Origin of the sequence: Methylobacterium tardum (assembly GCF_023546765.1) — a bacterium.
Taxonomy (GTDB): Bacteria; Pseudomonadota; Alphaproteobacteria; order Rhizobiales; family Beijerinckiaceae; genus Methylobacterium; species Methylobacterium tardum.
This window is the reverse complement of the sequence record NZ_CP097484.1, coordinates 857,963-878,086: the sequence shown is the minus strand read 5'-3', so window position 1 is coordinate 878,086 and position 20,124 is coordinate 857,963. Positions and strand designations below refer to the sequence as shown.

General features: G+C 70.3%; 28 protein-coding genes and 3 pseudogenes. 13 read left to right on the top strand and 18 right to left on the bottom strand.

The genetic code is table 11. From position 1 onward, the window contains the following. Nucleotides 1-14: 14 nt before the first annotated feature. The 3 genes and pseudogenes from fabG (at nt 15) to fabF (ending at nt 2,769) form a co-directional block, all read left to right on the top strand. The gene (gene fabG, locus M6G65_RS04295; protein ID WP_238197372.1) at nt 15-752 is read left to right on the top strand and encodes a 3-oxoacyl-[acyl-carrier-protein] reductase; all 738 of its coding nucleotides are present in this window, start codon (nt 15-17) and stop codon (nt 750-752) included. Nucleotides 753-1,072: 320 nt separating this feature from the next. Then, the gene (locus M6G65_RS04290; RefSeq protein WP_250103608.1) at nt 1,073-1,312 is read left to right on the top strand and encodes an acyl carrier protein; all 240 of its coding nucleotides are present in this window, start codon (nt 1,073-1,075) and stop codon (nt 1,310-1,312) included. Between the two features lie 195 nt (nt 1,313-1,507). Then, nucleotides 1,508-2,769 (top strand): annotated as a pseudogene (fabF, locus tag M6G65_RS04285) (beta-ketoacyl-ACP synthase II). Nucleotides 2,770-3,135: 366 nt separating this feature from the next. Here fabF and M6G65_RS04280 read toward each other — a convergent pair. The 4 genes from M6G65_RS04280 to M6G65_RS04265 all read right to left on the bottom strand — a co-directional run bounded on the left by M6G65_RS04280 (nt 3,136) and on the right by M6G65_RS04265 (nt 6,850). After that, a complete protein-coding gene (locus M6G65_RS04280; RefSeq protein ID WP_238197370.1) occupies nt 3,136-3,849 on the bottom strand; it encodes a YidB family protein in 714 nt (237 codons plus the stop codon). A gap of 328 nt (nt 3,850-4,177) precedes the next feature. After that, entirely contained in the window at nt 4,178-4,384 is a 207-nt protein-coding gene (locus tag M6G65_RS04275; RefSeq protein WP_238197369.1) for a hypothetical protein, read from the bottom strand. Nucleotides 4,385-4,491: 107 nt separating this feature from the next. Further along, a complete protein-coding gene (locus tag M6G65_RS04270) occupies nt 4,492-4,761 on the bottom strand; it encodes a hypothetical protein (RefSeq protein ID WP_238197368.1) in 270 nt (89 codons plus the stop codon). Nucleotides 4,762-4,846: 85 nt separating this feature from the next. Continuing rightward, nucleotides 4,847-6,850, bottom strand: coding sequence for a hypothetical protein (locus tag M6G65_RS04265; RefSeq protein WP_250103607.1), 2,004 nt, complete (start codon nt 6,848-6,850; stop codon nt 4,847-4,849). Nucleotides 6,851-7,038: 188 nt separating this feature from the next. Here M6G65_RS04265 and M6G65_RS04260 point away from each other — a divergent pair, with 188 nt between their 5' ends. From M6G65_RS04260 to M6G65_RS04250, 3 genes are all read left to right on the top strand, one after another. Beyond that, complete coding sequence (locus tag M6G65_RS04260; RefSeq protein ID WP_238197366.1) at nt 7,039-8,022, top strand: hypothetical protein; 984 nt, start codon at nt 7,039-7,041, stop codon at nt 8,020-8,022. Between the two features lie 79 nt (nt 8,023-8,101). Beyond that, a complete protein-coding gene (locus tag M6G65_RS04255; RefSeq protein WP_238197365.1) occupies nt 8,102-8,350 on the top strand; it encodes a hypothetical protein in 249 nt (82 codons plus the stop codon). 70 nt (nt 8,351-8,420) lie between these two features. Beyond that, complete coding sequence (locus M6G65_RS04250) at nt 8,421-8,747, top strand: hypothetical protein (RefSeq protein WP_238197364.1); 327 nt, start codon at nt 8,421-8,423, stop codon at nt 8,745-8,747. 45 nt (nt 8,748-8,792) lie between these two features. On the opposite strand, the pseudogene M6G65_RS04245 reads toward M6G65_RS04250, so the two are convergent. Next, nucleotides 8,793-9,008: pseudogene (locus tag M6G65_RS04245) on the bottom strand (hypothetical protein); the annotation flags it as partial. 411 nt (nt 9,009-9,419) lie between these two features. On the opposite strand from M6G65_RS04245, the gene M6G65_RS04240 reads away from it, so the two are divergent. Continuing rightward, nucleotides 9,420-9,674, top strand: coding sequence for a hypothetical protein (locus M6G65_RS04240; protein WP_238197363.1), 255 nt, complete (start codon nt 9,420-9,422; stop codon nt 9,672-9,674). Between the two features lie 86 nt (nt 9,675-9,760). On the opposite strand, the gene M6G65_RS04235 is transcribed toward M6G65_RS04240, so the two are convergent. Continuing rightward, on the bottom strand, nt 9,761-10,054 hold the full coding sequence (locus M6G65_RS04235) for a hypothetical protein (protein WP_238197362.1): 294 nt from the start codon (nt 10,052-10,054) through the stop codon (nt 9,761-9,763). Nucleotides 10,055-10,069: 15 nt separating this feature from the next. Next, on the bottom strand, nt 10,070-10,546 hold the full coding sequence (locus M6G65_RS04230) for a phasin (RefSeq protein ID WP_238197361.1): 477 nt from the start codon (nt 10,544-10,546) through the stop codon (nt 10,070-10,072). Between the two features lie 437 nt (nt 10,547-10,983). Here M6G65_RS04230 and M6G65_RS04225 point away from each other — a divergent pair, with 437 nt between their 5' ends. Next, nucleotides 10,984-11,175, top strand: a complete 192-nt coding sequence (locus M6G65_RS04225) for a hypothetical protein (protein ID WP_010685423.1) — start codon at nt 10,984-10,986, stop codon at nt 11,173-11,175. An 11-nt stretch (nt 11,176-11,186) separates the two neighbouring features. Here the strand turns inward: M6G65_RS04225 and M6G65_RS04220 are convergent, their stop codons facing one another. The 8 genes from M6G65_RS04220 to M6G65_RS04185 form a co-directional block, all read right to left on the bottom strand. Continuing rightward, a complete protein-coding gene (locus M6G65_RS04220; RefSeq protein WP_238197359.1) occupies nt 11,187-11,492 on the bottom strand; it encodes a hypothetical protein in 306 nt (101 codons plus the stop codon). A gap of 114 nt (nt 11,493-11,606) precedes the next feature. Next, nucleotides 11,607-11,858 (bottom strand): hypothetical protein, encoded by a 252-nt coding sequence (locus M6G65_RS04215; RefSeq protein ID WP_238197358.1) that lies wholly within the window; start codon nt 11,856-11,858, stop codon nt 11,607-11,609. Between the two features lie 65 nt (nt 11,859-11,923). Beyond that, a complete protein-coding gene (locus M6G65_RS04210) occupies nt 11,924-12,103 on the bottom strand; it encodes a hypothetical protein (protein ID WP_238197357.1) in 180 nt (59 codons plus the stop codon). An 87-nt stretch (nt 12,104-12,190) separates the two neighbouring features. Beyond that, a complete protein-coding gene (locus M6G65_RS04205) occupies nt 12,191-12,490 on the bottom strand; it encodes a PilZ domain-containing protein (protein WP_238197356.1) in 300 nt (99 codons plus the stop codon). 233 nt (nt 12,491-12,723) lie between these two features. After that, nucleotides 12,724-12,906 carry a hypothetical protein gene (locus M6G65_RS04200; protein WP_192710351.1) on the bottom strand — a complete coding sequence of 61 codons (183 nt, stop codon included), beginning with the start codon at nt 12,904-12,906 and terminating at the stop codon, nt 12,724-12,726. 450 nt (nt 12,907-13,356) lie between these two features. Next, nucleotides 13,357-13,509, bottom strand: a complete 153-nt coding sequence (locus M6G65_RS04195; protein ID WP_250103606.1) for a hypothetical protein — start codon at nt 13,507-13,509, stop codon at nt 13,357-13,359. Nucleotides 13,510-13,653: 144 nt separating this feature from the next. Beyond that, nucleotides 13,654-13,929 (bottom strand): hypothetical protein, encoded by a 276-nt coding sequence (locus tag M6G65_RS04190; RefSeq protein ID WP_192710366.1) that lies wholly within the window; start codon nt 13,927-13,929, stop codon nt 13,654-13,656. Between the two features lie 280 nt (nt 13,930-14,209). Then, entirely contained in the window at nt 14,210-14,677 is a 468-nt protein-coding gene (locus M6G65_RS04185) for a Ros/MucR family transcriptional regulator (RefSeq protein WP_250103605.1), read from the bottom strand. 341 nt (nt 14,678-15,018) lie between these two features. Here M6G65_RS04185 and M6G65_RS04180 point away from each other — a divergent pair, with 341 nt between their 5' ends. The 5 genes and pseudogenes from M6G65_RS04180 (at nt 15,019) to M6G65_RS04160 (ending at nt 16,628) form a co-directional block, all read left to right on the top strand. Continuing rightward, a complete protein-coding gene (locus tag M6G65_RS04180; protein WP_192710353.1) occupies nt 15,019-15,225 on the top strand; it encodes a hypothetical protein in 207 nt (68 codons plus the stop codon). A gap of 34 nt (nt 15,226-15,259) precedes the next feature. Continuing rightward, nucleotides 15,260-15,445, top strand: a complete 186-nt coding sequence (locus M6G65_RS04175) for a hypothetical protein (RefSeq protein ID WP_238200268.1) — start codon at nt 15,260-15,262, stop codon at nt 15,443-15,445. 52 nt (nt 15,446-15,497) lie between these two features. Next, the gene (locus tag M6G65_RS04170) at nt 15,498-15,752 is read left to right on the top strand and encodes a hypothetical protein (RefSeq protein ID WP_238200270.1); all 255 of its coding nucleotides are present in this window, start codon (nt 15,498-15,500) and stop codon (nt 15,750-15,752) included. Nucleotides 15,753-15,869: 117 nt separating this feature from the next. After that, nucleotides 15,870-15,935, top strand: a pseudogene (locus M6G65_RS33865) (DUF6894 family protein); the annotation flags it as partial. Nucleotides 15,936-16,199: 264 nt separating this feature from the next. Further along, nucleotides 16,200-16,628, top strand: coding sequence for a hypothetical protein (locus M6G65_RS04160; RefSeq protein WP_238200272.1), 429 nt, complete (start codon nt 16,200-16,202; stop codon nt 16,626-16,628). 35 nt (nt 16,629-16,663) lie between these two features. On the opposite strand, the gene M6G65_RS04155 is transcribed toward M6G65_RS04160, so the two are convergent. From M6G65_RS04155 to thrS, 3 genes are all read right to left on the bottom strand, one after another. Beyond that, nucleotides 16,664-16,957, bottom strand: coding sequence for a hypothetical protein (locus tag M6G65_RS04155; protein ID WP_238200274.1), 294 nt, complete (start codon nt 16,955-16,957; stop codon nt 16,664-16,666). 357 nt (nt 16,958-17,314) lie between these two features. After that, entirely contained in the window at nt 17,315-17,449 is a 135-nt protein-coding gene (locus M6G65_RS33390; RefSeq protein ID WP_283214924.1) for a hypothetical protein, read from the bottom strand. A 145-nt stretch (nt 17,450-17,594) separates the two neighbouring features. Continuing rightward, nucleotides 17,595-19,622, bottom strand: a complete 2,028-nt coding sequence (thrS, locus tag M6G65_RS04150; protein ID WP_238200276.1) for a threonine--tRNA ligase — start codon at nt 19,620-19,622, stop codon at nt 17,595-17,597. Between the last annotated feature and the right edge of the window lie 502 nt (nt 19,623-20,124).

Below are 20,124 nucleotides of genomic sequence, written 5' to 3'. Positions count from 1 at the left end.
GGCAGGATCCCGGCATGTTCGATCTCACCGGCCGCAAGGCCCTCGTCACCGGCGCGACCGGAGGCCTCGGCCAGGCGATCGCCCGGGCGTTGCACGCCCAGGGCGCGACCGTGGCGCTCTCCGGCACCCGGCCGCAGGCCCTGGAGGCGCTGGCCGCCGAACTCGGCGAGCGCGCGAGCCCCGTGGCCGCCGACCTCGCCGACAAGGACTCGGTCGAGGGGCTGGTGCCCGCCGCCGAGGCGGCGATCGGCCCCCTCGACATCCTGGTCAACAATGCCGGCATCACGCGCGACAACCTGTTCATGCGGATGAAGGACGAGGAGTGGGAGCAGGTGCTCGCCGTCAACCTCACCGCCGCCTTCCGCCTGTCGCGCGCCGCCGTGAAGGGCATGATGCGCCGCCGCTCCGGGCGGATCGTCAATATCGGCTCGGTGGTGGGCAGCACCGGCAATCCCGGCCAGGGCAACTACGCCGCCGCCAAGGCCGGCCTCGTGGGCATGACCAAGGCACTCGCCGCCGAAGTCGCCTCGCGCGGGATCACCGTGAACTGCATCGCGCCGGGCTTCATCAGCTCGCCGATGACCGATGCGCTGAACGAGAAGCAGCGCGAGGGCATCCTGGCCCGCGTGCCCGCCGGGCGCCTCGGCGAGGGCGCGGAGGTGGCGGCGGCCTGCCTCTATCTCGCCTCCGCGGAGGCCGGGTACGTCACCGGTCACACCCTGCACGTGAACGGCGGAATGGCGATGTACTAGGACCTGTATACTGGTCTTGGCACTGGGCGAATCACTCCGTCCGGCACGCAAACGCCACACCCATGAAGGGTTTCTGAACGGCCCCTCGCCAGGGCTGGAACCCTGTGCTACCAACCCCCCGCAGCCGCACAGGGGGTTGACGGTTCAGCGGGTTTTCAGTCCAAGGCCTCCCGGCGGGGCCATGCCGGCTCAACGCGCCGGATCACCTCGAAGCACGCGCGATCGAACACCGGCCCGTCAACAAGCCCGCAGGGGCGCGACGCGGCCACGGCACCACCCCAAGAAGTCTGACAGACCAGAAGGACGAGGACGGAAGACCGATGAGCGATATCGCTGAGCGCGTGAAGAAGATCGTCGCCGAGCACCTGGGCGTGGAGCCCGAGAAGGTGGTCGAGAGCGCCAACTTCATCGACGACCTCGGTGCCGACAGCCTCGACACCGTCGAGCTGGTCATGGCCTTCGAGGAAGAGTTCAACGTCGAGATCCCGGACGACGCGGCCGAGACCATCCAGACGGTCGGCGACGCCGTGAAGTTCCTGGAGAAGAACTCCGCCGCCTGAGGCGCCGGGGCTTCTCGTTTCCTGCGGCGCGGGCGAGGCGGAACAGCCCCCGCGCCGTTACGCGTTTGAAGGCTCGGAGGCGTGATCGGTCCCGCCGGGACCGAATCCGCCTTCGGCAGTTATAGACGGTGCGCTCCGGCCCCGCGGGGGCCTCCTGCCGGCGGCGGGGAAGCGCTTCAAGACGGGACGAGTGCGATGCGGCGGGTGGTGGTCACGGGTCTGGGGATGGTCACGCCGCTGGGTAGCGGGGTCGAGCACACCTGGAGCCGGCTGATCGCGGGCGACAGCGGCGCCGGCCCGATCCGCGGCTTCGAATCCGCCGACCTGCCCTGCCGGATCGCCGCGCAGGTCCCGTTCGGCGACGGCACCGACGGCACCTTCAACCCCGACGCGGTGATGGAGCCCAAGGAGCAGCGCAAGGTCGATCCGTTCATCGTCTACGCGATGGCGGCGGCCGACGAGGCGCTGAAGGATGCCGGCTGGCTTCCGAAGAGCCACGAGGACCAGTGCGCCACCGGCGTGCTGATCGGCTCCGGCATCGGCGGCATCGGCGGCATCTACGACGCCTCCGTGACCCTGCACGAGAAGGGTCCGCGCCGGATCTCGCCGTTCTTCATCCCGGGCCGGATCATCAACCTCGCCTCCGGCAGGTCTCGATCGCGTACGGCCTGAAGGGTCCGAACAATGCCGTGGTCACGGCCTGCTCCACCGGCGCCCACGCCATCGGCGACGCGAGCCGCCTGATTGCGCTGGGCGATGCCGACGTGATGGTGGCGGGCGGGGCCGAATCACCGGTCAATCGCCTGTCGATCGCGGGCTTCTCGGCCTGCCGGGCGCTGACCACCGGCTTCAACGACACGCCCGAGAAGGCGTCCCGTCCCTATGACCGCGACCGCGACGGCTTCCTCATGGGCGAGGGCGCCGGCATCGTGGTGCTCGAGGAGTACGAGCACGCCAAGGCCCGCGGCGCGAAGATCTACGCCGAGGTGGTGGGCTACGGCCTCTCGGGCGACGCCTACCACATCACCTCCCCCTCCCCGGACGGCGACGGCGCCTTCCGCTGCATGAGCGCGGCGGTGAAGCGCGCCGGGATCTCGCCGTCGGAGATCGGCTACATCAACGCCCACGGCACCTCGACGCCCATGGGCGACGAGCTGGAGCTGAAGGCCGTGGAGCGCCTGCTGGGTGAGGCCGCCGCGAACGCCACCATGTCGCCGACCAAGAGCTCGGTCGGCCACCTGCTGGGCGCCGCCGGCTCGGTCGAGGCGATTTTTTCGATCCTCGTCCTGCGCGACAACGTCATCCCGCCGACGCTCAACCTCGACAACCCGTCGGTCGAGACCAGGATCGACCTCGTGCCGTTCGAGGCGAAGCGGAAGCAGGTGGATGTCGTGCTGTCGAACTCGTTCGGGTTCGGGGGAACGAATGCGTCGCTGGTGATGCGTCGGGTCGCGTAAAAACGAGCGTTCTTTGGGCATCTAATCTTCGAAGAACTTTCGGCGGCGCCGGACAAAACCTTCTGATCTTCTGCATGGAGCTTGGAAGGAGGCCGCGCACGTCAGGTGCGTTCTCACCCGCCCCGCATGTGGAGGCCGTGAGATCGCGTTGCTTCACGAGCAAAGTTTCCGAAAGAAGACGTGGGGCGCATGGGACTACGGCATCCCACGCGCACCATCATTCTGAGATGCTGTGAAGCGGCCCTGAAGGTAAGCTTCAGAACGCCCTGTTATCCCTGGGATCTCCTTCACACGACGTGTTGTGATTTTGGGATCGCAGGATGAGGTGAGCTTTCTTTCCAGATGGGGACAGTACCCGTCTGTCCTTCACCACCCTCGCCGCTCCTCCTCCCTCGGCACCCGCCCCTGCGGCGTGAGCGTATGCACCACCTCCGGCAGCGCCTGCGCCAGCTGAGACAGCAGCGTCTCGCGGTCCATGCCGGTCTGCTGCTGGAGCGTGTCCACCGTATCGGGGCCGAGCGCCCGGGCGAGCTGGTCCGGGGCCACCGGGCGATTGGCGCCGTGGCCGATCCAGGACTCGATCACGTCGCCGAGGCCGCCCTGGCGGAACCGGTCCACCAGCCCGTCGAGGCCGCCGAGATCCCCCTGCCCCGCCGGGGCGGCGCGGCTCGGGGCCGGAGCGTCGCCGGGGCCGTCGAGCATGCCCGAGAGGTCCGAGAAGTCGCCGGGCGGCAGGGACGGGTCCACGGTCGCGCCCGGGCCGCTGTCGCGGCGACCGCCATACTGGTCCCAGCCGCCGATATCGCCGCCCTCCTCCGGGGAGCGGCGCCCGCCGGCATCGGCCGGGTGCTGGCCGGGATCGCGCCCGTAGGGTCCGGCGCCGCCGGAGCGGTCAGCCTCGGGGCCGGGCTCGCCCTGCTGGCCGCGGCCGAAGATGTCGCCGAAGCCGCCGCTCGCACCCTTCGCGAGGAGCAGCATCAGCAGGGCCTTCACCAGGGGCGACATCCCGGCGGAGCCCTGCCTCTGCCCGCCGAAGACCTGACCGAGCACGCCGCCAATCGCCGATTCGAGCAGTCCCATCTGCGTCTCCCCCGGGCCTCATCACCGGCCCGGGCGGACAACCCCCGGAGGCGGGTGCGGGTTGCTTCCGTCGCCGCGCTGGAGGGGTTGCTCAACCCGCGTCCGCGCGGGGACCCGGCCGACATCGCGTCCGCCGTGTCATCCCGGGGCCGCGCAGCGGCGCCCGGGATCCAGACCCGCCGAGGTGCCAAGCCCTGGCATCGACGGCGGCTCTGGGTTGCCCGCCTCCGGCGTGCCCCTGCGGGTCCGGGCTCGCCTGCGGCGACCCGGAACGACGAAGCGGGGGCGATCGGGGATGCGTCGGCTTCTGTTCGGAGAATCCGCCGCGTCAGCGGGCGGCCGGTGCGGAAAGGGCCGCCTGCGCAGTGCCGTGGGAGGTGGTCGCGTCCGCGGGTTCGACCAGCGGCACCGTCGCGGCGGAGAGCGCCAGGGCGGCGAGGAACAGGCCGGTGGCGGCGGCGCCGGCGCGGGGACGCGGCAGGCGAACGGCGTAGCGGCGCTTCGTCGGGTTCAGACTCCGATCGGATCGGGACATGGCAGGTCTCGTCTGGTTCGGGGTGGGCGTCATACGCCCGTCATGCCGAAGCAACGCCAACGGGGGGCGCGACGGTTCCCGGCGCGCCGCAGCCGATGCGGCGGCGATCAGCCCCGGGTGGCGAGGCGCCGCGCCAAGGCCCCGAGGGCACAGCCGGCGAGATATGGCGGCAGGATCAGGGCGGCGCCCTCCAGCCAGAGGCCGGCCATGCCGGGCACGAACCCGGCCAGCGCCGCCGCCGCCACGAGCCCCGCCAGGACCCAGAGCCCGAGGGGCACGGCGTACCAGTCCGGCCAGCCCGCCAGCGCCCCGACCACGAGGCCGAGCGCGGCCGCCCCGGCGAGCCCGGGCCAGAATGCGGCAAGCAGCAGCGTCACGGCCGTGCGGCCTCCGTGGGGGCGCGGAACTCTCGCGCAGGTGGGCGCGCCCCGGCGGGCGGGCGCGCGGCGGATCGGACGGCGCTCACGGCAGCAACGCGACGAGAACGGGTCCGGCCGGCCCGTCCGGCCCGACGCTCACCTGCTCGGGCCGCGCCCCGGCCTGCAGCAGATACTCGATCACGGCCTGCGCCCGCAGCCGGGGCAGATCCGGCGGCGGCTCGTCGGCGGTTTCGGCGGGCTTCTTCGCAGCCGGCTTGCCGGGCTTGGCCGCCTCTTTCCCGGCCGGACCCTTGGTGGTCTTGCCCGAATCCTTGCCGGAATCCTTGGTCTTGTCCTTGGCCTTATCCTGGGGCGTCGGCGTGGCGGCCGAATCCGGCTTGGCGGCCAAGTCCGGTTTGGCGGAACTGGCGATGCGGGCCGGCTCGACGGCGTCCGGACGCGCCTCCGCCCCGGCGGCCGCGGCCGGCGCCTTGGGCTTGGCCGGGTCGGCGGTGCCCGAGACCGCGATGCGCAACGCCGGGCACGCCTTGGCGACGGCCGCCAGCGCATCGAGCGTGGGATAGAAGGACGGGGCCAGCACGGGGCTGCCCGCCGGGAAGCGGAGATCCGCCCCCGCCACGGCGGCGGCGAAATCCGCGCGGCAGGTCTCGGGATCGCGCCGCTCCGGCGCCTGGCGGGCGGACACCGCCGCCTGGCCGGTCCAGCCGGGCGGCAGCGCCTCGGCCAGCCGCTCGGGCGCGCGGCTGGCGGTCTCGCGATAGAGGCTCTCGCCGGTGAGCGTCAGAGCGCGGTCCGAGACGGCAATCTCGCCGGAGGCGGGGCTCGTCACCAGGGGGGCGGCGGCGGCCAGCGCCGCGCCGAGGTCGGGCGGGGCGCCCTCGGCGAGGCGCGTACGGTCGACGACCGGCTCGCGGAACAAGCGCGGCCGCAGCGCATCGAGCACCCGCTCGCGCGTGGCCGTATCGGGCAGGTGTCCGGTGAGCGTGACCGAATCCGCCGTCCGCCGGATCACCACCCGGTAGGGCGAGAGCGGCCGCGCGGTCAGCGAGACCGTGCCGGCCTTGATGCCGGCCGGGCGGGCGTCGCGCATCAGCGCCTCCGCGTCGGGGATCGCCTGCCCGTCGATGGCATCGCCCGTGACCGAGATCGCCCCGTCCGCGAAGGCGACGCGGCCGGACTGGATCAGCTCGGCGAGGCGGAATGCGAAGGCGATCAGGCCTTTCGGGTCGATCGCCGGGTCGAGGCCCCGGGCGGCCAGCAGGTGATCGTCGACGGTTCCGCCCGCCGCGGCCTCGGTGGCGGCACGCAGCGCGGCCTCGCGATCGGACGCGGTCGGCGCGAACCCGTCGAGCCCGATGCCGCGGGCCGTCTTCTCCACGACGAAGCGATAATCCGGCACCACCGGCGGCACGATCTCGATCCGCCCGATGCTGAATCCCGCCGGTGGGTCGGAGAGGGACGCCCGCAGCGCCTCGTAGGCCGGCATGTCCAGGGCCTCGCCCGAGAGGCTGAGCACGGTGTCGCTGAGCGCCGCCCGGCCGCCCTTCGCGAGCCCGGAGAGCCGCGCGGCCAGGAACGCCGCCGCGCTCGGGAAATCCGGCGGGGCGCCGCGGGCCGCCCGGGCCGTGTCGCCGAGGGTGGTGCCGGGGTTCAGCGCACCGGAGATCCGCGCCTCCAGCGCCCGCCGGCCGATCTCCACCGGGCGGCTGCCTTCCAGGGCGATCCGGTTCGGCCCGCTGCGGATCGCCGCCCACTGGAACGGCGCGGCGGTCTCGACGATCCCGACCTCGGAGACGATCCGGTGGGGCCCGTCGAGCCCGGCAAGGCGGGACAGCACGGTCTCGCGCTCGCCGACATCCGGCGCCTCCCCGGCCGCCAGGAGATCGCGGCCCCTCGCCTCCAGGCGCAGCCAGGGCTCGCCGGTGGCGGTGGCCGTGCCGGCCGCGACCGTCGCGCCCTCGGCCTCGAGCCGGTCGGCGATCTGCGGGGCGGCGTAGAGCGTCGCGCTCACCCAGATCAGCGCGAGCGCCGGCAGGCCGGCGAGCCAGCCGGCGCGGCGCAAGCCTGGGGCGAAGGATTCGGGCAAAGCACGATCGCAGGTTCGGGCGGATCCGCTCCGGAGACGACACCGCCTTTCCGGCAGCATGAAGGCCGTTCGCGTCCGTCCCGGACATCCCGGGCGCGCCTCCACGGAGCCGGCCCGCGTCGGCGCGCCGCCGGAACCCCCTCGGAATCGGTGCCGTTGGCCTCCGAACGCCTCCTGCGGAGATCGTCATGCGGGCCATCCTCGCCACCGTTCTGCTGCTGCCGTCCGTTCTTCCCGCGGCGGCCCAGAGCCTGTCGGCCACCGCGACCGTGCCCAGTTCGGCCGTGCTCGAGCCGACCACGGCGATCGCCAATCCCGGACAGCTCAGCCTCGGCGGCGGCACGACCACGAGTCCCTTCCCGGTCCTGTCGGCGCAGTCCGGTGGCTTGGTGAATGCCGGCCAGCTCAGCTTCGGCGGCGGGGCCGGCGGCAGCATCCGAGCGCCCGGCGGCACGGGTCTGGGCGGCAGCCAGCTCGGCCTCTCGGGATCCGGAAGCACCGGAGGGGCCGGCATCGCCGGATCGACGCTCGGCGTGCTCGGGACCAGCGCCACGATCGGCGCCACCGGGACGCGGAGCGGCTTCAGCACCTCATCGAGCGCAGCCCTGGGCTCGATCTCGGGCAGCGCCCTGTCGTCCACCTCCGGCGCGATCGGTCTGGGTGGCGGATCGGCCATCGCCACGAGCCTGAACACCAATGCCAACGCGGCCTCGACGGTGGCCTCGTTGTTCGGGACATCTGGATTCGGGAACGGGTCTGGGATCGCCGCGAGCCTCAGCACGACTGCGACCCCCGCGTCGGCGCCCGGTTCCGGAGGGACCGCGAGCAGCACGGCCACCGGCGCTGCCCTCGGTTCCACCACAGGCCCGACCTTCGGAACCTCCGGCGTCGGCGGCGGGACAGGCCTCGCCGCGAGCCTCAGCACTGGCGCGGCAGCGTCGCCCGCCGCGACGGCGACTGGCGGGGGCGGTTCGGGCGGTGCCGGGATCGCCACGGGATCGGGCGTGACGGCAACCCGGGATCTCGTCCCGCCGACCGCCGCGGCCCGGGCAGGCGGTGGGTCGGGCGGGGCCGGCATCGGCGGCGGCGCGGCCGCCGCCCCGGGCCGGACCAGCGACATCTGCAGCGGTCCCCTGGCGGAAGCCTGCCTCGGCGGGGCCGGCACGTTCTGATCGGCGGCGCGCCGCGGAACCGCGGCTCTGCCGCTGCGGTTCATTCTGCTCCGGCACCTCGGCCGGACAGGAGGCAGAGATGAACGTCATTCTGGGCCGCGTCTCTCTCGCGGCCGCTCTCGTTCTGGGTGTCTCAAGTGCAGCCCTGGCACGCGAGGCTGGTCCCAAGGCCCACGGCGCCGGACATGCGTCGGGTTTTCACGGGATCGGTTTCACTGAGCCGAAGTTTCGGTCCGCCCTCCGCACCGGCAAGGATCAGCCTTACACGTGGCCGGTGAGCGACCGTTACCGTCCGGTGTCGCAGCCCTTCTACGGCCGCGCCTACTGAGGCCTCTCCATCCAGGGGCCGGCACGGGTGCGCCGGCCTCGCATCAGCGTCTGAGCCAGGAGAGTGCGTGATGCGTCCGCTGAGCCGGCTCTTCCTCGCGGCCTTCGTCCTCGTGCCCGCGGCAGCCCGGGCCGGCGAATTCGCGCAGAGTCCCCCCGCCCCGGGTATGGCGCTGACGTTGCCGGATCCCGGCATGGCCAGCGGCACCCCTGCGCCTGCCCCGCCCCCCGCGCTTGGGGCGCCACCGCCGGTCGCGGCCCAGGCCGACCTCACCGGCGGCCGGCGGCGACTCCGGGCTCTCGGCAGCGGCTTCCCGTCCATCGACGGTCAACTTCCCAACCAACGCACAGGGCCGCGGCGCGAGCACGTGGTCCACGACATCTGCATCGGCTGCTGAGCGGGGCGCCCGCCTCCACGATCCCTCAGTGTGCTTTATTGCAGCGCGCGCGAGCGTGTTCGCGCGGATCCAGCGAGGCGAGAGAATGTCGCCCGCCTCCGTGATGATCCAGGGCTGCGCGTCCTCGGACTCGATGGCCCGGGCTGCGGCGGCTAGGGCTTCGCGCAAGGTCGCGAACGGGCGCCCCTCCGCGGAATGGCCAGGGGCGCGCTTCGGCCAGACGGTCAGCTCGGCGCGCTTGTCGAGATCGGCGGGCGTCATGCTCTCGCTCCGGAGGTTTTGGTCGGTTGAGGTGTCTAACGCGCCCGTGTGACGCGGATCTGGCGACGGTGTTGCCGATTCGTATCGGGCGCCGCGCGAGATGCCGACGGCCGAGTTTTGGACGGCAAAGGCTCCACCTAAGCCGTGTTCGAAAATTTAATGTGCCTGCGCCTCAATTTTACTTTGAGAGTTCATGAGCGGAAGTTTATTTCATTTGCGCTGAATGCATGACGCGATCAGTGTTGCCGTTAAGGAAGCACCTGCGCGCTGACCTCGAACACTGCATTACCCTGCCGATTTGGCGCTATGTTGCATTGCGTCATTGTCATGACGCACCGCACAAATCCGTGCTCTCATGCGGTCTCCCATCGCAGCCCGTGATGGGAGCCGCGATCGAAACGGAGACGCACCATGCGCACGATCCTCATCCTCGCGTCGGCCGCGCTCACTCCGGCCGCCGTCCTCACAGGTCCCGCCGCGGCCGAAGGGCTGCACCTGACGCCGCCGCTCTATCGGGAGCAGGCCCGGGCCACGCAGCAGGCACATCCGGCCGGCGACCTGAAGACGACACCGCAGCCCGTGGCGGCGCCGGTGAATGGCGGCAGCCGGACCGTGTCGATGGCCGACCGGCCGATGGTCCAGGCCTCCGCCGAGGCTTTGCGCTGACGGCCCCAGCGGGACCGTTCCGACGGTCCCGCATCGAATCGGTCGGCATCGTCCGCGTGGCGCGCCAGACTTCGTGCCACCGGCGATCAGACGATGTGCAAGTCCTGTGCGGCCGCCGCTGGTGACACGCCCCGTCGGATCAGCCGCCGCGTCCGCGCCTGCTGATCCAACTCGGCCTTGAAACCGGTCCCGGCCGCCCGGTACAGGTCCAAGTACAGATCCCACCACGCATATTGGGCCGCCGTCACGAGCAGGACGGCAATTTCGGCCTGTCGCAAGCCAAGCCGCAGGCTCTCGTCCGCCAAGCGGCCCACCTCCCCGTAGATCATCCGCGTCCCCGCTTCGATCCGGCCGGCGGCACCAGGTGCGACGCCGGCCATCCTGTCCCGATGCGCTCAGTGCGCGGCCTGCTGCGCCTCGTTCGCCGCCTGCTGAGCTGCATCCTGGCCCTGCTCGACGGCCTTGCGGGCCTCGTCGGCCCCCTGTTGCACCGCCGCCCGGGCCCGCTCCGCACCCTGCTGGAACGCACCCTGTGCGAGGCCGCCCAGCTCCTTGGCCTGCGCCTGCATGGCGGCGAACCGCTCGCGCACGTACTCGGCCTGGATCTGTGCCGCTTCGGGGAGCGAGCGCGCAGCCGCGAGCTTCTGCCCGAGATCCAGCGCGGCGCGGACGTTCTGCTCGGCGTAGTCCAGGCCGCGGGCATAGATGTCCTGCGTGCTGGTGCGGGCGAGATCTGCCGAGCCCTGCAGGGTGTCGGTGGTCCGCCGTGCGGTTCCGATGAAGCTTTCGAACGCTTTCCGAGCCTGTTCAAGGCTGGTCTCGGCCAAATCGCGCAGCTGCGGTGGGACCTCGTAGCTTGGGATGTTCGCCATGACTGGTCTCCTCTAGGCCGCCTTGCAGGCGCGGCCGGCTTGTTTGTGCGCCGCACAAGCTGCTGCGTCCAGGCACGATCGAGTCGGATCAGATCTCGGTCTCGCGGCGCACAACGGCGTCCTCACCGCTGCCCTTCTGCGACAGGCCGACATCCGGATCCTCGTCGGTGATCGGCACCGGCTTGTGCTCGGCATCCGGAGCGGAAGCACCGGATTCGTCCGGTCCCGGACCTTGCTGTCCGGCACCGGATTCGTCCGGTCCCGGACCTTGCTGTCCGGCACCGGGACCGGTGACGCTGTCGGGTGCGCGGTCGTCATCCGGAACCTCCCTGCCCCATCAACGCGGGGGTGGCTCTCAGGCTCCCGGCTGGTCGATTCGGCAGGAGCCGGATCGCCGCCGCGGCGCTATATGGGGCCGGGAGAGCGAGGAGAGTGTTGTGTTCACCGTGAAGGGGATCGATCCGTCTGGGCGCGTCATGACCTTCGCCTGCGGAACCGATGAGCAGGCGATGGAGAAGACCTGGGAACTCGCGCGGCGCGGCTTCCGCGAGATCACGGTTGCCGATCCGAAGGGCAAGGAGATGTCCGCTGCCGCCTTCGAGCGATCCCTGAACATCGATTGGGATTGAGGACCGAGCCCCTACCGATTCCCCAGAGCCGGCCCGCCGGCCGTGCCGCCCGTGCCCGGAGGACCGCTCGTCGGGGTACCGCCGATCGTCGCCCCCGGCGTGGTGCCCGGTACGGTGGCGTTGCCCTGCGCAGCCGCCGCGCCGTTGCGCGGTTCGCCCGCACGCTCCGAGCCCACCGACCCGGCCGGGACCCCGCCGGTCGTGGCCGGGGCCTGCACACCGGTATTGCCGGCGCCGCCGGTCGTCACCTGTGCCCGTGTGGGAGCGGCCACGAGGACGGCCAAGGCCGCGGAGAGCAGAAGGGTCGTCGGTTTCATCAATCGGTCCGTCGTGCGCGGTGCGACGCCAACGGCTGCCGGGCGGGGAAGTTCAGCCCCAGGCACCAGCCCACGCACGAAACCGTCCGAGTTCCTTCCGGAACGCAGGGGCTTTCAGTGCAGCTCGTAGCAATTCGTGACCACGCGCGGGCTGCGCGTCACGTCGTACAGGATCGAGCACTGGACGAGATACGGCCTGTCTTTCCTGCGAAACAGGATCAGGGAGGACCGATTGTCCAGGGTCCCGGCATAGCCCGCGATCTCCCAGCCGTCCGCTGTGAGCCGCTCGATGCTGAGCGGAGGCTCCGCAGCGCGCGCCGTAGAGATCCAGCCGAGACAGGCAATGAAGCCCGCAGACCATCGCATCCCCGCAGCTTAGGCCCGCTGCCGCCCCGCATACAACCCGAGCTTCACCATGTGGACGGGGCGCCTCAGAGCCCCGGCACCTCGTCGATCTCGGGCGCCGGCTCATCGCGCGGCGCCGGAGGCTCCTCGGGCACGGGCGGGAGTCGCGGCGGCGGCATGTCGCCGGTATTGGGCGGCATCGGCAGGCCGTGCGGCAGATCGGGCTCGGGCAACTCGCCCGGGTTCGGAGCTTTCGGATCCGGCATGAGGCGTCCCCGGCGTATCCCTCGTGTGAACGATCGGGAGGCGCGAAGGTGCCCGAATTCTCGCGAAGGGCCGGACTGCCGCCGCGTTCAGGCCGGCTGCAGGGCTTCCCGGGCGGCCGGCCGGCCTGGATGCAGGGACGACACGCCGTTCGTGGTCGCGCCGATCTCCTCCGCTTTCCGCCAGACGGCGCTGCACACGAGGATCTCGTTGCTCGCGTCGAGGCTCAGCACGAAGCTGTCCGGGACGATCTCGGCCTCGGGGAGCGCCACGCGCACGCCTCCGAGAGACCGGTCGTAGACGATGCAGGGCAGGCTTCGATGCTCGTCCACCGAGATGCTGCCGGTCTCATTCAGCAACGTGCGCGAAGCGCTGCGTCGTTCGAACATTGCCGCCTCTTGAAAATCCAGGCGGCAGGATCGGCTACCCGCGTTCAGGCAGGGTTTTCAAAATGCGTTGGATTTTCGCTATCGCGATCGTGCTGTGAATTACGAGTTCTATTCTCGCATTTCCGGGGTATTCAGCGGGCCAATACATATCGCACGTCGCCGCCCGCCGGGCGAGGGACCCGGCGGCGGCCCGCAGGATGCGTATCGGTGCGCTCCAGGCGACCGCGGCCTCCCTATCCGGTGATCACTTCGACAAGGGTGGTCAGAAAGCCGAGGGCGACAGCGCCGATCCCGCTCATGAACGCGACATCCCAGCCGGCGAAGTCCTTCGACCGGGGCGCACGCAGGAAGGCGAAGAGCGTGACGGCAGCCCCGCACACGACGAGGGCAATAGCGAGATAGATGGACCGAGACATGACGCTTCCTCCTGCGCCGGTCTCGCGGCCCTTCAGGGCTCTTGTGCGGACGTGTGCGACCGGCGTGATGTGTTTAAGCTCATCCGTTGTCGAAAGATGACAGACGAGCGAGCGGTGAACAAGTCGCTATTCTGTTCTGCACTGCGGAACGACATGTCTATGCGCCGCTGAGATCTGACCTGGGCGCGGAGCTCTCGCCAATTCGTGCGCCGGGGCTGTTCTTTTGGAGGGGCGAGCCCGCCCGTTGCGGTCAATCGGCGAAGACGCGGACGCCGTCGGTGTTCACGATGTCGCGCTGGTCGGCGCACCATTGCTCCGCGCCCACCGTGGCGATCTCGCTCGCACCGCGCTGGCCCTCCCGGCGATGGCGGCCTGCGCCTTGTGGCGGCCGATCGCCGCGTCGAGGGCGCGGCGGACGGTCCGGGGCAGCCCTTTGGGAGGCCTTGTCATTCACCGTGTAGAGTTGCGGCAGTCCAGCACGATGCCGGCCTGTGCTCCGACGATCCGTACCAAGCCGTCGATCGTTTCCGTGCGCTGCTCGGCTCGCTGCTTCGTGACCTGCGCGTCCTTGGCATCAACGGCCGCCGCGAGGCCGCCGGTCACGTGGCAGCGGCCAGCAGAGCGGGGCGTAGAACGCGTCTCATCTCGGGCACTTCCCTTGCCGGTCCGAAAGCGGACCGGCCCACGGAACGCCGTAGCCTCTGTGCGGTGCCCGGAGCGCCGTGAGATTCAGTCAGGCCCGGCCGTTCATTTCCGCGCGGCCATGAGATCGTGGGTCAGGACCGTCAATTTGCCGATGAGGCTGCTGATGTCGGAGCTCTTGCACGACCACTGCGTCCCGATCGCCTCGCCCTCCGCCGAGACGGAGACCACCGCTACCGAGCGCAGACGGCCTTCGCGGGCGAGCGCCAACTGATCCTGCAGCACGGCGATGATCGATGCCGTATCCTCGTCAGCCACGGCGGGCGTGATATGCGCCGGGAACGGCACCACCGTGCTCGTCATCGTCTGCTCTCGCTTCATGGTGCGGAATCCCTCGGTTTTCGTCCTCGGGCTCCGACGTGCGCAGCAGCTTTGTGCAGAGTAAGGCAGCTTGTCCGTGTCGTGCGATGTCCTGGACAAGTGTGGCGGCGCGGCAACGATGGCAGGCGCGTCAAAGCCCTGATCATCGGTGGGGCTGCCGCCGCGGAATGCGCCGACGCGTGTTTCGAATGCGGTCCACCGGCGCATCATCGGCCGGGCACCCCGTCGCAGCGCCGCACGGGACGGTGCTGTGACGGGGTGCCCCGGAGACGGACGGTTCTCAGGCGGCCTTGCGGCCCTTGCGCTCGCGCTCGGCCATGGCGCCGGGCTGTCCGAGGCCGATCGCCTTGGCCAGGGCGGAGCGCTGCTCGGCGTAGCTCGGGGCGACCATCGGGTAGTCGGCCGGCAGGCCGTAGCGGTCGCGGTAGCTGCGCGGATCGAGGCCGTGGCTGGTCAGGTGACGCTTGAGCGTTTTGTAGGTCTTGCCGTCGATGAAGCTGACGATCCCGTCGGGGCGGACCGACTTGCGGATCTGGGCGGCGCTCGGCTTCTCGACATCGGCCTGCACGGCCGCGCCGGCGTCGGCGGTCAGGGTGCCGGAGACGAGGCCGGCGATCGCGCCGTGCACGCGCGTGATCAGGGCCGGCAGCTCGGCAACCGGCACGGGATTGTTCGACACATAGGCGGCCACGATATCGCCGGCCAGCTCGATGAAGTTGATATCGGGCCCGATGGTTTCTTCTGTCACTTCAAGATTCCTAGTGTGCCCCTCACGGGCGATTTGCTACTTTTGATGGATGAATGCAAGTTACAAAACCGTTTTGCGGGCAGCATTCCGCGCATGATTGGCATGCCTGGCGCGGCCGGTGGGCGGGTATTTTTGGCAATCGATGCCGAGACCTTGTGCACCCGCGTGCGGATCTGTGTCGGGGTCACGATATTTTTCACGGTGCGGGGCCGGGAGACTTCAGCACCTAGAGTCACCGATCCTGCCGCGCGGATACGCTGAAGTCTGTCCCCTGCCGGAACGCGCGGTCCGGTTGACGCTCGTGCGGTGACGCAGAGGCTAAGTCGTGGCATGGCCCAGCCATGCTCCTGCTCGCGCTGCTCCTCGCCCTCGTGGCCGTCCTCGTGGCGATGATCATCCTCCGCCGATGGACCGGCCGTCTGGCCTCGCTGGCCACGCTGATCGCGGGGGCGATCATGGCCCTGTGGCTGGCCGAGGTTGGCCTGCTGCCCGGATCGAAGGGGCCGCTCACCGAGACCCGGCCACTCGTCCCCGGGCTCGACCGGTAACGGTTCGGTAAACGTGTCGGCGCGAGCATGCCGCATGCCCACGCTCTCCGCCCCGCGCCTGCTCACCTTTCTGGTGTCGCTCGTCCTGATCGGCCTCGCCGTCGCCAGCCTCTACACCCGCATCCCGATGGTTGGACGTACGGTGGTCGCGCACCGGCAATGGTTCTTCATCGGCGCCTACGTCTTGCTGGCGCTCGGGGTTACCACCCGCAGCCTGTGACCGATGGCGCTTCCGTCCGGTCGGAGCCGCCGACCGCCCGGAGGAGATCGGCATGACCCTGAAGACCAGCTTCGTAGTGCAACCGTTCGAGATGCACCGGAACCGCCTGCGGCCCGCCCGCCAGGAGCCTGCCCAGAGCGAGTTCGGTGCTCTCAAGAAGGCCGAGGCGCTCGCCGCGCGCCTGCCGGGTGCGGCGGCGCTGAAGGTCGTTGCCGATGACGAGACGGGGGAACTCGAAGGCGTGACGATCCTCGGCCAGTTCGGCACCATTCCGGACGATTTTGCCGAGACGCTTCAAGGCGGCTGACAGGCCCTCCGCTTCCTCATGCGACATCAAAGACGTCCGGTTGCCGCCCACCGGAAACTACGTAGAAACAACCTAGACTGATTCTTGCGGGCACAAGAGCTCGCCGAGCCGAAGCCCGTGCCCCGCTACTTCATCGATCTTCACGACGGCGCCAACCTCGTGCGCGACCATAAGGGATTCGACCTTCCTGACCTCGCTGCGGCGCGGGCGCAGGCGGTCCGGATGATGACGCGCTGGCCCAGGGCTTGGCGGATCCCCTTGAGCGCCAGGACTACGTCATCGCCGTGCGCGACGATCAGGGCGCGGTCCGCCTGCGCCTGCGCCTATCCTACGACGTCGAGCCGGGCTGAGAGCGTCGCCGACATCACGTTGGGCAGGCGGCGGGATAGCGCGACGCGCATCCGCGTTGACGCTGCGCCGGCGCGGACGCACGGCTGAGGAGATCGGATGCGACGTTCACCCCCTGCGCTCAAGCCACTTGCGGCGGCGCTCGTGCTCCTCTGTGCCGTAGACCGGGCGGCGACGGCCCAGACCACGGCAGCGCCGCAGGTCGGTTCGGCGACGGCAACCGCCGACAACGCCGTTCTACTGACGGTCTTTTTGCGTCACGACCAGTCGCGCCCGCTGGCCGAGCTGAATGAGCAACTCGCCAAGCAGGGCTTCTACAAGGCCTTCCCGCCGCCGGGGATCGAGGTCGTCTCGTGGAACGTCGTCATGGGGATCGGGCAGATCATCACGCTGCGGTTGCCCGCCACGCGGCTCCGGGAAATCAACCGCGTCCTTGAGGATACCGCCTGGGGCGCGTACCGGACGGAGTTCTATCCCACCTACGATTACAAGGCTGTCGGTCTCGGGGAGCACGAGAAGGCGCGCTGAGCCGGCGGCGCTGCCCGTCTCGGCGGATCTCGGCGTCAGCGCTGGCCGCTGTCGCTGTTGCGCTGCGTGCAGCGCCATCCGGCGAGGCAGTTCGCCACGTCCGCGGACGGCTCGAAGGCCGGCGCGCCGGTCTCGTCCTGCTGGCACGCGCCGGAATCCAGGTGGACGGTCTCGTAGGCCATCTCGCTCCGCGCCAGGATAACGGTCCGATCATGGGCGACGCGGGCCTTCAGCGCCGCGCAGGTGAGGTTGCGCGTATAGACCCGCTCCTGCGCGGCGGCGCCTGTGGCGACGACGGCCAGGGCGAGAACGGCAGCGAGACGGATCATGTATCCCTCCGGGCGTGTTCGAGCGCGGCTCGCGTGGCGGTATCGCGCCGGCCTTGCATCCTCAACCACCCGTAGCGCCGTGCCCCGCAGGGGTCAGCCTGCGGGGCGTCTCGGTGTCGATGCCGGACCGGGAAGCGAAGCGCGCGGGCCTCGGTTCAGGCGAAATGCGCCGGCAGCGACAGGCTCTGCGCGTACAGGGTCAGGGCCATGGCGCCGCCCATCAGGGTAGCGGCCAGGGCGAGTCGGTTTGTCCAGTTCATCGTTCGTCTCCACGCACTGCGTCTCTGTCTTCGCGGTGTGGAGATGACATAAGCTCAAGCATTCGGGCCGGCTGTGTTCCGCGACACACCCGATAGGTCAGGCCGGTGCCGCGGCGCCCGCAAAGGAACCGAGAGCCGCCGCGTCGGCCCGCTCGGCCAGGGCCTTCGCCCGCGTCGCGTGCAGGGGCGCGCAGGCGATGTCGATGGCGGCCGCGCATGCCAGCGCCCTCAAGGTCTTGCGCGCGCAGGCTGCGCCAGGATCGGATTGTACGATCTGAGGTAGATTCCGCGGGTGGATGACCGCGAAATCTCGCGCGTGACTGCTCCCGATCCGGAGAATTTTCCGCGCTCCGGCAGGTCTGGAACCGGAAGACCCCTCAGGGGGCGTTGTGCTCGACATGATGCCCGTCGAGCACCGTGTCGCTGGTCGGGACCGTCTCGGCCACGGCTTGCGCCCGGCGGAGGTCCGGCGCGGTCGCCTCCTCCAAGAAGGCCGCCACAGCGTCGGAGAGCGGCAGCGTGCGGGTCTGCTGGCTGCCGAGCCGCCGGATCGAGACCGTCCGCTCCTCGGCCTCGCGCTTGCCGAGCGCCAGCAGCACCGGCACCTTGGCCAGCGAGTGTTCCCGGACCTTGTAGTTGATCTTCTCGTTGCGCAGATCCGCCTCGACCCGCAGGCCCGCGCGCTCCAAGGTGCGGATGACGTCCCGGGCGTAGACGTCGGCCTCGCCGGTGATCGTCGCCACCACCACCTGGATCGGCGCCAGCCAAAGGGGGAAGTGCCCGGCGAAGTGCTCGATCAGGATGCCGGTGAAGCGCTCCATCGAGCCGCAGATCGCCCGATGCACCATCACGGGCGGCTTCCGGGCGCCGTCGGCGTCGATGTAGAAGGCGCCGAACCGCTCGGGCAGGTTGAAGTCGACCTGCGTGGTCCCGCATTGCCAGTCGCGGCCGATCGCGTCGCGCAGCACGTACTCGAATTTGGGCCCGTAGAACGCGCCCTCCCCCGGGTTCACCGCCGTCTTGATCCGGCCGGCCGACTGTTCCTCGATCTGCGCCAGAACCCGGGTCATCACCGCCTCGGCATGATCCCAGAGGGCGTCTGAGCCGACGCGCTTCTCGGGCCGCGTCGAGAGCTTCACGACGATCTGGTCGAAGCCGAAATCCGCGTAGGTCGAGAGGATCAGGTCGTTGATCTTCAGGCACTCGTCGGCGAGCTGGTCCTCGGTGCAGAAGACGTGGGCGTCGTCCTGCGTGAAGCCGCGCACGCGCATCAGCCCGTGCATGGCGCCGGACGGCTCGTAGCGGTGCACGATGCCGAACTCGGCCATGCGCAGGGGCAGGTCGCGGTAGGATTTCAGGCCGTGCTTGAAGATCTGCACGTGGCCCGGGCAGTTCATCGGCTTGAGGGCGAACCAGCGCTTGTCCTCGGCCTCCTCGCCGGCCGACTGCGCGGCGAACATGTTCTCCCGGTACCAGCCCCAGTGGCCGGAGGTCTCCCAAAGGGCCTTGTCGAGGATCTGCGGCGCGTTCACCTCGGCGTAGTCGCCGCGCAGGCGCCGGCGCATGTAGGCGATCAGCTCCTGGAAGATCGTCCAGCCCTTGGCGTGCCAGAAGACGACGCCGGGCCCCTCCTCCTGGAAGTGGAACAGGTCCATCTCGCGGCCGAGCCGGCGGTGGTCGCGGCGCTCGGCCTCCTCCAGCCGATGCAGATAGCCGTTGAGATCGGCCTGATTCGCCCAGGCCGTCCCGTAGATGCGGGTCAGCATCGGGTTGTTCGAATCACCCCGCCAGTAGGCCCCCGCGACCTTCATGAGCTTGAACGCGGTGCCGACCTTGGCGGTCGAGGTCATGTGCGGGCCGCGGCACAGGTCGAACCAGTCGCCCTGGCGGTAGATCTTGAGATCCTCGCCCGGCGGGATCGCGTCGACCAGCTCGACCTTGAACTTCTCCTGCTTGCCTTCGAACAGCGCGCGCACGTCCTCCCGCTTCCAGACTTCCTTGGTGAAGGGCGCGTCGCGCGAAATGATTTCGCGCATTTTCGCCTCGATCTTCGGGAAGTCCTCGGGCGTGAACGGGGTCTCGCGGAAGAAGTCGTAATAGAAGCCGTTCTCGATCACCGGGCCGATCGTGACCTGGGTCTCGGGCCAGAGCGATTGAACCGCCTCGGCGAGCACGTGGGCGCAATCGTGCCGGATGAGCTCCAGGCTGCGCGGGTCGGTGCGGTCGAGGAACTCGATGCGGGCGTCGCGGTCGATCGGATCGTCGAGGTCGGCGACCGTGCCGTCGAGCGCCATGGCGACGGTGCGCTTGGCCAGCGACTTGGCGATGCCCTCGACCACGGCGCGGCCGGTTGTGCCGGCGGCGATCTCACGGGTGTTGCCGTCGGGGAAGGTGAGAATCGGCATGGGTTCAAGCGTCTCCGGGCTCAGTCCTGCATACGGGGCAGGTAAGCGTCTTCGGGGGAGCGGCCGTGTAGACCGATTTGTTCGGAGAGGGAACGGCCGCGCCGCGCATCGCTGGCCCCAGCCTGTCCTCAAGCCCCGCCCCGTCATCCCGGGGCCGCGCAGCGGAGCCCGGGATCCAGACACGCCGAGGCGGCAAGATCGGGCACCGTCGGCGGCTCTGGGGTCCGGGCTCGCCTGCGGCGCCCCGGAACGACAACGCGGGGTGCAGACCCGCAGCGAGGTGCCGCTCCCGCCATGCGCAATCGTCCCCGCGCGCGGTTGGCGCCGGGGGCATGGCCCAAGAGACGAACACGCGGGACGCGGGACGCCGCGGGAACCCAGGTGTCGGCCAGTCAACGCGCGGGATCCGATCCCCGCGGCGCCCGCGGCATCGACCGGGCATGGTCCCCGGCCGGTGCCGTCTTTCTCGTCGCGGTGTCTTGCGGCGCCCCGGTCCTGCGCG